Annotated in this window: 11 protein-coding genes, 1 tRNA gene and 2 pseudogenes; 5 read left to right on the top strand and 9 right to left on the bottom strand. The window is 46.0% G+C overall.

The window, feature by feature from the left end:
• The first annotated feature begins 48 nt into the window (after positions 1 to 48).
• Positions 49 to 1,392, top strand: coding sequence for a 6-phospho-beta-glucosidase (locus tag MLD56_RS19895; protein WP_029518364.1), 1,344 nt, complete (start codon positions 49 to 51; stop codon positions 1,390 to 1,392).
• A gap of 162 nt (positions 1,393 to 1,554) precedes the next feature.
• Here the strand turns inward: MLD56_RS19895 and MLD56_RS19900 are convergent, their stop codons facing one another.
• From MLD56_RS19900 to MLD56_RS19910, 4 genes and pseudogenes are all read right to left on the bottom strand, one after another.
• Positions 1,555 to 2,457 carry a PhzF family isomerase gene (locus MLD56_RS19900; RefSeq protein ID WP_029518363.1) on the bottom strand — a complete coding sequence of 301 codons (903 nt, stop codon included), beginning with the start codon at positions 2,455 to 2,457 and terminating at the stop codon, positions 1,555 to 1,557.
• Between the two features lie 482 nt (positions 2,458 to 2,939).
• A pseudogene (locus tag MLD56_RS26145) lies at positions 2,940 to 3,020 on the bottom strand (hypothetical protein); the annotation flags it as partial.
• 18 nt (positions 3,021 to 3,038) lie between these two features.
• Positions 3,039 to 3,309 (bottom strand): annotated as a pseudogene (locus MLD56_RS26150) (transposase); the annotation flags it as partial.
• A gap of 550 nt (positions 3,310 to 3,859) precedes the next feature.
• Positions 3,860 to 3,933, bottom strand: a tRNA-Arg gene (locus MLD56_RS19910).
• Positions 3,934 to 4,108: 175 nt separating this feature from the next.
• Between MLD56_RS19910 and MLD56_RS19915 the strand changes: the two genes are divergently transcribed.
• A complete protein-coding gene (locus MLD56_RS19915) occupies positions 4,109 to 4,402 on the top strand; it encodes a magnetosome magnetite crystal formation protein family (RefSeq protein ID WP_016324668.1) in 294 nt (97 codons plus the stop codon).
• A gap of 323 nt (positions 4,403 to 4,725) precedes the next feature.
• On the opposite strand, the gene MLD56_RS19920 is transcribed toward MLD56_RS19915, so the two are convergent.
• Entirely contained in the window at positions 4,726 to 5,085 is a 360-nt protein-coding gene (locus MLD56_RS19920; RefSeq protein ID WP_013311672.1) for a hypothetical protein, read from the bottom strand.
• A gap of 163 nt (positions 5,086 to 5,248) precedes the next feature.
• Here MLD56_RS19920 and asnB point away from each other — a divergent pair, with 163 nt between their 5' ends.
• Positions 5,249 to 7,093, top strand: a complete 1,845-nt coding sequence (gene asnB / locus MLD56_RS19925) for an asparagine synthase (glutamine-hydrolyzing) (protein WP_029518362.1) — start codon at positions 5,249 to 5,251, stop codon at positions 7,091 to 7,093.
• Between the two features lie 95 nt (positions 7,094 to 7,188).
• On the opposite strand, the gene MLD56_RS19930 is transcribed toward asnB, so the two are convergent.
• The 3 genes from MLD56_RS19930 to MLD56_RS19940 form a co-directional block, all read right to left on the bottom strand.
• Complete coding sequence (locus MLD56_RS19930) at positions 7,189 to 7,821, bottom strand: XTP/dITP diphosphatase (protein ID WP_029518361.1); 633 nt, start codon at positions 7,819 to 7,821, stop codon at positions 7,189 to 7,191.
• Positions 7,821 to 8,582 (bottom strand): ribonuclease PH, encoded by a 762-nt coding sequence (gene rph, locus MLD56_RS19935; RefSeq protein ID WP_013311675.1) that lies wholly within the window; start codon positions 8,580 to 8,582, stop codon positions 7,821 to 7,823. Before rph ends, MLD56_RS19930 begins: the two co-directional genes overlap by 1 nt.
• A 275-nt stretch (positions 8,583 to 8,857) precedes the next feature.
• Positions 8,858 to 9,916, bottom strand: coding sequence for a GerMN domain-containing protein (locus MLD56_RS19940; RefSeq protein ID WP_029518360.1), 1,059 nt, complete (start codon positions 9,914 to 9,916; stop codon positions 8,858 to 8,860).
• 152 nt (positions 9,917 to 10,068) lie between these two features.
• Here MLD56_RS19940 and MLD56_RS19945 point away from each other — a divergent pair, with 152 nt between their 5' ends.
• Positions 10,069 to 10,626, top strand: a complete 558-nt coding sequence (locus tag MLD56_RS19945) for a phosphatidylglycerophosphatase A family protein (RefSeq protein WP_069011037.1) — start codon at positions 10,069 to 10,071, stop codon at positions 10,624 to 10,626.
• Positions 10,627 to 10,695: 69 nt separating this feature from the next.
• Positions 10,696 to 11,133, top strand: a complete 438-nt coding sequence (locus MLD56_RS19950; protein WP_029518358.1) for a GNAT family N-acetyltransferase — start codon at positions 10,696 to 10,698, stop codon at positions 11,131 to 11,133.
• A gap of 143 nt (positions 11,134 to 11,276) precedes the next feature.
• On the opposite strand, the gene MLD56_RS19955 is transcribed toward MLD56_RS19950, so the two are convergent.
• Positions 11,277 to 12,068 (bottom strand): SDR family NAD(P)-dependent oxidoreductase, encoded by a 792-nt coding sequence (locus MLD56_RS19955; protein WP_029518357.1) that lies wholly within the window; start codon positions 12,066 to 12,068, stop codon positions 11,277 to 11,279.
• Positions 12,069 to 12,135: the final 67 nt, after the last annotated feature.

Consider the following 12,135-nt stretch of genomic DNA (forward strand, 5'->3'; position numbering starts at 1 on the left):
TTGTGCTTAAGAAAGCGGTTTACAAAACATACTTAGGAGGCACTAACTATGAAAAAAGGCATAAAGATTGCAACCATTGGCGGAGGCTCCAGCTATACACCAGAACTAGTAGAAGGCTTCATCAAACGTTATGCAGAGCTTCCCATTCGGGAATTGTGGCTGGTAGATATTGAGGCAGGTCGTGAAAAACTGGAGATCGTAGGCGCCATGGCCAAACGGATGGTAAAAGCCGCAGGCATTGATTGTGAGGTACATTTGACCCTGGATCGCCGGGAAGCGTTGAAGGACGCTGATTTTGTAACGACCCAATTTCGGGTAGGCTTGCTGGAAGCGCGGATTAAGGATGAAAGTATTCCGTTAAAACATGGCATGATTGGTCAAGAGACCAATGGTGCCGGAGGAATGTTCAAAGCGTTTCGTACCATACCCGTTATCCTCAGTATCGTCGAAGATATGAAAGAACTGTGTCCGAATGCATGGTTAATTAATTTTACCAACCCTGCGGGTATGGTTACCGAAGCCGTCCTTCGTTATGGTCAGTGGGATAAAGTCATCGGATTATGTAATGTTCCAATCGGCGCGATCAAGAGTGCATCGGCTGTACTGGACAAACCGGAAGAAGAGCTGTTCTTTAAATTTGCAGGCATTAACCACCTTCATTGGCACAAAGTTTATGACAAAACAGGGGCCGAATTAACAGAGCAAGTCATTGAAGGACTGTACGCTCCGGGCGCAAAACCGGAGAAGGTCGTTGAAAATATTAAAAACATGCGCTTCCTGTATGATCAAGTTCGTCAATTGAAAATGCTGCCTTGTCCTTACCATCGGTATTACTATATGACGGACAATATGCTCAAGGAAGAATTAGAGGAAGCCAAAAACGAAGGAACTCGGGGCCAAGTAGTCAAACGTCTGGAAGAAAGTCTGTTTGAATTGTATAAAGATCCGAATCTGGATTACAAACCAGAGGAACTATCCAAACGCGGTGGTGCGCATTACAGCGATGCAGCCTGTGAGATCATTAATTCCATTTATAACAACAAAGGCACATTGATGGTGGTTAGTACACGTAACAATGGTACGATTGATGATGTTCCTTATGATAGCGCCATCGAAGTGACCAGTGTCATTCGCGCCCATGGTGCCGAACCTGTCAACTTTGGCAAATTCCCACCTGCACAGCGGGGCTTGCTGCAAGTGATGAAGGCAATGGAAGAGCTGACGATTGAAGCGGCGGTCACTGGTGACTATGCAACCGCACTGCAAGCCTTCACCCTGAATCCGCTCGTGCCAAGCGGGGATATTGCTCAAACCGTACTGAATGAATTACTAGAAGCACACAAAGAGCATCTACCTCAATTCTTTGCTCATAAGGAGAAGGCGACGGTATAAAGCTAGCAGCAATCATCCTGCTGGAACACAAAAAAGCTTCCTACATGTAGGAAGCTTTTTGCTATACGTCCCAGGAGTACTTGCTGGGACGTTGGTGTTATTGGGTTTGTACTTGGCTTGACAATCCGTCATTAAGCTTATTGATAAATTTGTTAGACTTTTTTAAAGTATGATCTCCGTTGAAAAAGCAATAACCGCTTTCCCCGTAATTTGAACTAATACGGGTTTTCCCTGTTCCTTTTTCACATGAACATGCATTGTTCCCTCTCTTTTGATTGCCTCACCTTGTAAAATATCAAAATCAAAAGACTGCTCATTCTCATTTTGCAAAATGTTATAGTGTACCAAATAGGCTCCAAGCGGTCCGTTTGCATTTCCTGTCACCGGGTCTTCAGCTATTCCAATTGCAGGAGCAAACATTCTTCCGTGAACCAATATATCCTCTTGTGGATTTAATGTAAAAACATAATATCCATTACATCCAATATGCTTGCTGATTTCTGTAAGCTTCTGCAAATCAGGTTTTAAACTATGTAGTATTTCATTGGAGTAAATCGGAACCATTACCTTAGAATGACCTGTTGAAGATATTGCAACTGGATATTCCATGCAAATATCTTTACAAGAAATACCTAACGCATTTGCAATCTGACTTCTTATTTCATCATTTAAAGGCTCTGATACAGAAGGTTCTCCCTGTGTCATTACAATAGAATAGTCATCTTCATACTTTATAACATCAACAGGCAATATACCTGCTTTTGTTTTTTGAATAATTCTTCCAGTTTCAACTTTTCTCTCAATTGCATAAATATAATGCGCTGCTACTGTTGCATGACCACAAATTGGAACCTCTGTTGTTGGAGTAAAAAATCTTACTTCAACATCATAATTTGAAGAATCTGTTTCAAAAATAAATGCAGTTTCCGAATTATTTAATTCTCTTGCAATTCTCTGCATCTGCTCATCTGTAAGTCCATTTGCATTTGGAACAACCCCAGCAGGGTTGCCATGAAATCTATTTTTTGTAAATGAGTCTACTTGATATATTCTATATTTTTTCATAATTTCGCCTCTATAAATACTAGTTTGTCTGTCTGTTAAATCTGATATTAACATACTTTTTAGGCAGTTTCACTTAAATTAAAAGATATAATATGGCCCTTTAATGAAAACGAACTGATCCTTATTATAGAATCGCGCTCTTTTATGGAAGATTGTTATTAAACTAAAGCCGCAGTTAGCTGAAATGGTCTTCTCAATCCTTATCTAAAAGTGGAATAAATCTTTTATGATTATAGATATTTTAGATTCTGCCACGCCTGTTGAATAACCAAAATAAGTAACTCAATTCATGAAACAAGAGGTGCACTGAAGAAGAACGCGCTGAATCTGAATCAGCCATTCAAAAGGTAGTTTTGAAGAAGAAATAGACGAGAAAATCGCGCAAAGGAAAGAACGGCATGTTGGGGCCATGAAGTCTGAGCAGCAACAAATAGCCAATTGAGCAGGACATAGACGATTAGAGCACAGAATAATTGCCCATAGACCGCATTTTCAGTCGTACCAAACAGCGTTGGAATATTCAAATGTTGCTTGATCCAACGAAAGAAGACTTCAATCTGCCATCAAGCCTTATAATTCCCATAAGCACGGTCCATCACCAAAATGTAGTCCGGTTGAGCCAACGCTTCACTCATGGGGCCATCATGCTTGGAGCCCAGCGTTTCGACCACCTGAAGGGGTTGCCCAATTTCTGCTCGTAAAGCGACTTGAAGTTTAATACCTGCACGCTCCCCGTGATAAGGAGCCCAAGGGCAAACGCGTTTTTCCCACCGTCATCGTGGTTGAATCGATGAGTAATAATTCTTTTGGGAAAGTCAGTTTCCGACGTGCTTCCCGGTTACATTTGCAAACAAGTAGTTGGAAAAGTTCCTTAAATACGGAAAACGGGACTTCGGCGGCTTTGGTTGAAAAGCGTGAGTAGTGGACGACGGGCAAGCCACAGAGAGCCGCATAATCTACGCTGGATCGATAGCTACCCCATTGTTCCAACGCAGCCATGCACCAGTATTGGAGTAAATGGTACACCGTAAACTTGTGGGCTTTGTTCTACCATTTTGTGGTTATTCGACAGGCGTGCTACTAACTATATAAAGGTATTAGTTTACTGTATGTTTCGGAGCCGCTTGGTCACGCCTCATTAGATATCACTACCTCTACATATGCCCACCTTATGAAAGAGCTACGTGAACAGGATTCGAAACAAACAACAGACATTTTAGAACGTTTATATAGCGTGTAAAAATCGTGTGTATAATTTGTGTAAACAGGTGTATTAATCACACCTTTTTCTAACGTTTTCTATCGTAACCCCAATAAAAGAAAAAACGCCTCAAACCCTTATATATCAAGGATTTGAAGCATTTTTAATTTCGTTCAAACTTTACATATCTGAACTCTTCGACGTCCCAGGAGGGATTCGAACCCCCGACCGACGGCTTAGAAGGCCGTTGCTCTATCCAGCTGAGCTACTGGGACAAGATGGTGATCAATAAAACCTTATGTATTCAGCGCATTGATTATTATATCACATTTCGAGCAACTGTCAAAAGCATTTTTTTCATGATGTAGGGAAGCTGGCTGCAAAAGGAATCATTTGGACGCTAACGGGGTATTATGTACAAAGAACTATGCATAAAGGAGGGGTTAATCTGTGAGAGGTCTTTTGTCGTCACTTTGTTATTTCAGCATTTTCTTCGCACCTTTTCTAGTGCCTGTCATTGTGTGGATTGCAGTACGGGACGAATATGTTCAGGGACATGCAAAAAAGGCTATTTTATCGCATATTTTCCCCATTATTGCGGCAATTCCGCTAGTGTATTTTATTATAACGGCGAATCATGCAGGTTCAGTGATCGGGTTTGTACTGCTATTCGTAGTGGTCTATCTCGGAGTTTTTGTGTATAACATCTACAAAGGAATTATGACGCTGCGTGAAGCGGCTTAGTTCAAAAAGAAGCCTCCTACATTCCGCAATTTGGCGGGATACGGAGGCTTCTTTAGGTTTTTTTTGATGAGTTGCTGTTACTATTTAGTTCAATGGCTATGGCTGCTTATTTATTCCCAAAGCGTTTAGGACTTCTACGTACCTCATGTCTTACGTTTTTCTCCAGTACTTCTTCTGCAAACTCATTGTTATGAATATAACTGCTGCCTTTATTTTTCTTATAATTCGCTTTGCCGTCTATGATTTCCCCCTCCTTTCACGCTGATCCGGCGATGGTGCCGGAGCCCAAATCAACAGAAGCCGAGGCATAGCACACCATATCCTCATGCCCCGAACTCCTTGGCGAACTCTGTACTGAGTTGCCCATAGGAGAGCAATTCTTTTTTGAACTTCTCTCGCTCCTCACCAGCAGTAATGTGTGTAGAGTCGGTAAAAGCCTTGTCTGTCACTTCCTCAAATGCCGAATGCAGGTTATTGTCGTACCAATCCAGCTCCAGATCGGCGTCATTGCGGATGATCCGTACCATGTCGTAGTCATGCTGACCATCCGTCTGATCCTTGGCCGTGATATAGACCAGCAGTTCCGGGTCATCCGCGGCACCGGGCCGCACTTCTACCTCAGCGCAACGCACTCCGTCAAGTTCAGTGAAGCGGCGTATTTTGGCATCCTTGATGTAGTACATGGTCTCCCTCCTTCCTTGCGAGTAGACGGGTTGCCCCATCTGTAGTTTTCGGAACGGACAGACATTTTATGCTTCATTTCGGCATATATACTGATGAACTGGGGATTTAGTTTTTGATTCATTCCAACACTGGATGAACACGACAAAGAGAGGATGAACAGACATGTGCGGAATTACAGGTTTCATACAGTGGAACGGAGACTTAATGCATCAATCTGAGCTACTGCTGAATATGACACAAACGCTCTCCGACCGCGGACCAGATGCTGCGGGTACCTGGATATCCAATCCGTGTGCCTTCGGACACCGAAGACTGAGCGTTATGGACCCGGAAAATGGCGCTCAACCCATGATCCGGCAGCTGGAGGATATCACTTATACGATTGTATATAACGGGGAAATATATAACGCGCCTGAGTTGAAAAAAGAGCTGCAACAGCGCGGGCATTTTTTCCGTACACAATGCGACACGGAGGTGCTGCTCGAATCCTATATCGAATGGGGCCCCGAATGTGTGGATCGGTTAAACGGCATTTTTGCGTTTGCGGTCTGGGATAGCGAGCGGGAGCAGGTATTTCTGGCACGAGATCGGCTGGGAGTGAAGCCGTTATTTTATAGCCAGACCGAAGAAGTATTCGTATTTGGCTCAGAACCCAAAGCACTGCTTCAGCATCCAGCGGTAGAAGCAGCAGTGGACGCCGAGGGATTGGCGGAAATTTTTATCATCGGGCCTGCACGTACCCCCGGACACGGCGTCTATTCGTCTATGAAGGAGCTACGCCCCGGGCACACGCTAACTTACAGCCGCGACGGCGTGCGCATTCAAGCCTACTGGACACTGGAAAGCATTGCGCATGAGGATAACACCGAGGAAACGGCACTTAAGGTACGAGAACTGTTGCTGGATACGGTGGAGCGGCAGCTCATTTCGGATGTTCCGGTGTGCACCTTATTGTCTGGCGGGCTGGATTCAAGCGCTCTATCCGCATTAGCTGTCGATTATTACAAACGCACCGGGCAGGGACAAGTTCATACGTATTCGGTCGATTATGTGGATAACGACAAGCATTTTAAAGCCCATGCGTTTCAACCCGGAGCCGATGCCCCCTGGATTCAGCGGATGGTGGATGAATTAGGGACAAATCATCACTGGATTGAATTCGATACGCCAGAAGTCGTAGCAGCTCTGAACAACTCCACGCTAACGCGGGATTTACCCGGAATGGCGGACGTGGATTCGTCGCTGTATCTCTTTTGCCGGGAGATTAAAAAAGGGGCTACGGTCGCTATTTCTGGCGAGGCTGCGGATGAAGTTTTTGGCGGATATCCATGGTTCCACCGGGAGGATATGCTGAATTCGGGTACATTCCCGTGGGCAGTTGCACCCGACATGAGAGCCAGTCTGCTGTCTCCCGAGGTACGGGACTGGATCAAGCCGCTGGAGTATTTGAACGACCGCTACTCCGAAGCGGTAGGAGAAGTGCCGAAGCTACCGGGGGAAACAGGAAAAGCTGCGCAAATGCGCGTCATGTCCTATTTGAACATCACCCGCTTTATGCCTACTCTACTGGACCGCAAGGATCGAATGAGTATGGGAGCCGGACTCGAAGTGCGGGTTCCGTATTGCGATCATCGATTGGTGCAATATGTATGGAACATTCCGTGGAGCATCAAGATGACAGGCGGACGTGAAAAAGGTATTTTGCGCAAGGCGCTGGAGGGTGTACTGCCGGATGATGTGCTGTATCGCAAAAAAAGCCCATATCCTAAAACGCATAATCCTTCCTACCTTGAGGCTGTGAAAAAGCAGGCGCTGCAGCTGCTGGATGACTCCTCTTCCCCACTGCTCAAGCTGATTGATGCGCAAAAGGTACGCGATATTGCCGCCTCACCGGAGGCATCCACCAATCTGCCTTGGTTTGGTCAACTGATGTCGGGTCCGCAGTTGTTTGCCTATTTGGCCCAAGTGGATAACTGGTTGCGCACTTACAAGGTTGCGATTCGATAAGGTAAAAATACCAAAAAGGCTATCCGCAGCTCATGACTGACGGATAGCCTTCTTTCGTTATGTGAATGGGGGATGATTTAGCCCCTGCTACCAAGCTATGCCTGTGGATTACCCAGCTTTGTTGCCAAATTACGCAGAGCTATCCCTCGGTGACTGATAGCCTGCTTTTGTTCCAACGTCAGCTCGGCCATTGTCTTCTCAAACTCTGGCAAATAAAACAGCGGATCATACCCAAACCCACCGCTGCCAGCGGTTTCAGTAGTAATCCAGCCTTCCACGGAACCTGTCGATTCCAGCGTCTCGCCAGTCTGCGGATTATACAGAATCAAGGTACAGACGAATTGAGCCGGGCTTAGCAAAGGCTGTCCCGTATCATCACCCAGCTGCTTCGATTCCAGAACGTCGAGCAGCTTAATATTGTTTTCGTGATCGCTGGCACCTTCTCCAGCATAACGGGCAGAGTATACCCCCGGTGCACCGTCCAGCAAGTCCACGCAGAGGCCTGAATCATCGGCCAGCACGGGCAATCCGAGCACATCTCCAACCGCTTTAGCTTTTTTCAGTGCATTTTCGGCAAAGGTTTTGCCATCTTCAACGACATCAGGAATGTCGGGATAATCGTACATGCTTCTGACTTCCTTGCCAAACGGCGCAAGAGCATGCGCAAATTCTCGCACTTTTCCTTTATTTTTCGTAGTGACAATGATGACCGGGCCATCCAGCTGCATTAGGCGCCAGCTCCTGTACGTCCAGCACCGATCTTATCAGCAATCGGTCCAAGTACTTCTTTTTGGCGCTCAATCATTTGCAGAATCCCTTGTTCGCCCAAGCTAAGCAGTTGATCCAATTCGTTACGGTCAAATGGGCTTTCTTCACCTGTACCTTGCAGCTCGACATATTTTCCACTGCCAGTCATGACAAGATTCATGTCCACTTTGGCCTTGGAATCCTCTTCATAGTTCAGATCCAGCAACGCTTTTTCACCTACAACCCCTACGCTGACGGAAGCCAGAAAATCGGTAATTGGAAAAACAGGCAGCTTGTGCTGGGTAGCAATTTTATTGACCGCAATCGCCAACGCTACGAAAGAACCGGTAATTGAGGTTGTACGTGTTCCGCCGTCCGCCTGAATGACATCACAATCCAACGTAATCGTCCGTTCACCAAGCGCCTGCAAATTGACCACCGAACGCAATGCTCTTCCAATCAGACGCTGAATTTCCATGGTACGGCCTGTCAGCTTGCCACGCGCAGCTTCACGCTGATTACGGCTATGAGTCGCACGCGGAAGCATGGAATACTCTGCGGTTACCCAGCCTTTTCCTTGTCCCTTCATAAAGGGGGGGACGCGTTCTTCTACAGTAGCCGTGCAAATGACTTTCGTCTCGCCAACCTCTATAAAAACAGAGCCCTCCGCGTATTTATTTACTCCTGCTGTCAATTTCATCGGGCGCAGCTCATCACCGTTTCGTCCGTTAGATCTACTCATGCTTTTTCCTCCTACGTCGTATGCAACCTGTTCTTATATGTTTATTTTACCAAAGTGTGCAGGCAAAAGCACCCCAAGGACGATTCCCGCCCTTAAAGAGGTTGTTCAAAAAGTCGTCTTTCCATGACGAAGCTAATCAAGAAGCGGATTCAACGTCGAATCTTGAATTCAGCCGGGCCTTCCGTTGCTCACGTAGATCTGTCTACGCTCCGCTACTCAGTCCCTAGCTTCATCCAATCTTCTCGGTCCTGAAAAGCCGACTTTTGAACACGCCCTTAAAGAGGGATTTCGTTAATATGCTGCGGCTTGGCTACAGGCTCTCCATAATTTTGATTATTTTGTCCAATCACGCTTTTTTCACCATTCAGTTCAATCCGAATTTTTGTTTTGACCGCATCATCTGAATTGTCTGCCGCTGTCAGTACAACCGATTCCAAAAATTCAGCAGGCACGGCTTCTCCCTTAGCAAACATATCATCCGAGAGAGATACCGTAATTACGTTGTCTTTGGAGCGTTCTACTGATTTCAGTGCCGTCTCCCCTGTCATCACTTCTTGTAACCCATCTTTGGTCTGTGGCCCTTGAATCAATTGATGCAGCGCTGACTGGACACGATCTTTTTCGGGGCTGACCAACCGTGTTACAGGTACATAATATTGAACTCCAGCAGGAGAAGATGAAGAAAAATACACGGTGACTGGACTGGAATCCAGAGGTGTCACGCCATGACCAATCTCCAAATTAATACCTACTGCACGCGTCAACGGATGATCCAGCGGTGTACCACCAACAGGCATTTCGTTCAGCTTTTTGCCCTCCACCCAGATCTGTACGCTCTTAATATCCGGACGGTCGGTCAGGGTCCAGGTCAAGCTCTCCATTAATTTTCGTTCTTCCTGTGGCTTATAGTTGGCGAAAGACTTGTTGAATTCGACAACAGCCAGTTTGTTGTTCTTGTCCACCGTCACACTTTTAACTTCCGTACCCTGGGGGATTACACCTTTAAATCCCTCGGGTAATAATCCGGCATATGGCCCGCCCTCAACCAATGTTTCCAGTGCTGATTTGGCATCTGCCTGCACATCACCTGTAGCAATCGGTAAAGATACTGGAGCCAGCAAACCGTTATGATCTTGCAAAAAAACAGCCCTCAGTTGCCCTGTACTGGCGGGTGCTTTTCCGGTTACAGCCTTAATCATGGACTGCTCTGTCGTGGACGGCGGGGGGTCAATGGATGCCGATTCGTTGCCGAAAAGGCTGCAGCCTGACAACAACAGGGGTAGGGATAGCAGTCCAGCTACAGAGGTCATACGCCATGGGTGTTTTATATTCATAAGTGAAGTTCCTCCCTAACAATTTTGTACAGATTGTACTAATATGTATACGAGCCTCGCTTAAAAAATAACTACTTTTTCAGCAGACTGGACACACTGGTCATAATTGCAGTAGAAATCAGGATCTATACGAGGAGGGTAACTTCAATTTTATGGACAAGAAAAAAGTACCTTACAGCCTGAACAGTAAAAAGGTAGCTGATGCCACCCGCGAGTGGCTGCACAAGCGTGGCGTAAACATGACTGAAATCGCAGAACTGGTCATGCTTTTACAGAAAAAATATTACCCGACCCTAACGATGGAAGAATGTATGGAGAATGTGGACAAGGTACTGATGAAGCGCGAGGTTCAAAATGCCGTGCTCACGGGCATCCAGCTGGATATCCTTGCAGAACAGGGCGCTCTTCTTCCCCCATTGCAGGACATGATTGAAAATGATGAGGGATTGTACGGGGTGGATGAAATTCTGGCCTTTTCCATTGTAAATGTGTACGGCAGCATTGGATTCACCAATTACGGTTATGTCGATAAACTCAAACCAGGTGTGCTGGAACGCCTGAATGATAAAAGCCTCGGGCCGATCCATACGTTCCTGGACGACATTGTAGGCGCTATCGCAGCTTCGGCTAGCAGCCGTATCGCCCATCGCAAACAGGCAGAGCGTGAGCAGGAGCTTGGGGAAGAAAGCGCACCGAATACAACACGTTAAACAACACGCTAAATAACAAACAACGCGTGGGAATATAACAGATATATAAGGGTTAGAGGAGAACTAGACATGGCAAACATTACTGAAGGGTATGCATTCCGTACGATGCAGACTAATGATTATGATCAGGCCATTGAGCTGTGGAATGGCTTAGACGGATTGGGATTAAGCGAGGCCGACTCACCGGAGCGAATTGCACGCTTTTTACAGCGAAATGAAGGACTTAGCTTTGTCTGTGAGTACAACGGAAACATCATAGGCACGATTTTAGCGGGCCACGATAGTCGCAGGGGGTTTCTGTATCATCTGGGTGTAGCTGTAGCACATCGTGGTCAAGGGATTGCGCCCAGATTGGTGGATAAAGCGTTATCTGCTTTGCTGAGAGAAGGCATTGATAAATGTCATCTGTTTGTGATGGAGCATAACGCAGGGGGTCAACGCTTCTGGTCAGCTAACGGCTGGGAGAAACGGGATGGAATTTTACTATATTCTCGAGGGCTGGGATAGGATCTAAGCGCTTGATCTATACAAATTGGAAGGCCGGGTCTGATTCGAGTCGAGCTATAAACGATCAGACCCGGTGCATAATACTCACAGCTTATTCATTGGCAAACCTAACATTTCAAGCTCAGACTACCTTCATACATAAATTACAATCCATTTTGTGGACGCAGTGCACGTTCTACAATTCCCAGCGTGGATTGACGAGAGAAGAGCCGGGAAACCTGAGCTACCCAATAGTTTTGGCGACCGGAAATGATGTGACTACGCCCCTTTTCAAATGCTCTCAACGCGTTCTTCACAACGGTTTGGGGAGTTTCCCTAATTCCAATTGACGCTTCACTTGCGCCAACAATATCAAAAAACGGCGTTTCTGTTGAGCCTGGACAAAGGGCCAGAACCTTAAGCCCCCGTTTCCGGTTTTCGGCCCATAGCGCTTCAGTAAAAGAAAGCACAAATGCTTTGGTTGCTCCATATACGGCCATATATGGATCGGGCTGAAATGCGGCTGTGGAAGAAACATTGATGAGTCCCCCATCCCGCTTACGCAATAAATCAGGCATAAATGCATGTGTGATGTCGACTAAAGCAGCCACATTGAGCATCACTTCCTCATGCTGTCGTTCTCCTGAAACCTGCTCAAAGTATCCATAGGTGGCAAAACCCGCGTTGTTAATCAGGAGATCTACCTTTAGCTGTTGTTTTTGAACCTCCTGATGCAATGTCTGGGATGCTCCGGGTGTGGAAAGATCCAGCGCAATCACTGTTGCTTTTACGTTATATTTAGCTATGAGCTCCTTGGCCAGCGCTTCTAATTTGGTTTCATTCCGAGCTACCAAAATGAGGTCACATTTCTTAGCTGCGAGCGAATAGGCAAATGCCTCGCCAATACCGGATGATGCCCCTGTGATCAGAGCTGTTTTGTTTGCGTACATAAACATGATGATAACCTCCATAGTATCGTTGTTTTATTTTAGAAACATTGTTACCACTACTCTATAATGAACT

It is taken from the genome of Paenibacillus peoriae (genome assembly GCF_022531965.1).
Lineage (GTDB): Bacteria > Bacillota > Bacilli > Paenibacillales > Paenibacillaceae > Paenibacillus > Paenibacillus polymyxa_D.

Coding starts and splice junctions, on each gene's coding strand:
- MLD56_RS19895 (WP_029518364.1), top strand. CDS start 49: ATGAAAAAAGGCATAAAGATTGCAACCATTGGCGGAGGCTCCAGCTAT.
- MLD56_RS19900 (WP_029518363.1), bottom strand. CDS start 2,457: ATGAAAAAATATAGAATATATCAAGTAGACTCATTTACAAAAAATAGA.
- MLD56_RS19920 (WP_013311672.1), bottom strand. CDS start 5,085: ATGTACTACATCAAGGATGCCAAAATACGCCGCTTCACTGAACTTGAC.
- asnB (WP_029518362.1), top strand. CDS start 5,249: ATGTGCGGAATTACAGGTTTCATACAGTGGAACGGAGACTTAATGCAT.
- MLD56_RS19930 (WP_029518361.1), bottom strand. CDS start 7,821: ATGCAGCTGGATGGCCCGGTCATCATTGTCACTACGAAAAATAAAGGA.
- rph (WP_013311675.1), bottom strand. CDS start 8,582: ATGAGTAGATCTAACGGACGAAACGGTGATGAGCTGCGCCCGATGAAA.
- MLD56_RS19940 (WP_029518360.1), bottom strand. CDS start 9,916: ATGAATATAAAACACCCATGGCGTATGACCTCTGTAGCTGGACTGCTA.
- MLD56_RS19945 (WP_069011037.1), top strand. CDS start 10,069: ATGGACAAGAAAAAAGTACCTTACAGCCTGAACAGTAAAAAGGTAGCT.
- MLD56_RS19950 (WP_029518358.1), top strand. CDS start 10,696: ATGGCAAACATTACTGAAGGGTATGCATTCCGTACGATGCAGACTAAT.
- MLD56_RS19955 (WP_029518357.1), bottom strand. CDS start 12,068: ATGTTTATGTACGCAAACAAAACAGCTCTGATCACAGGGGCATCATCC.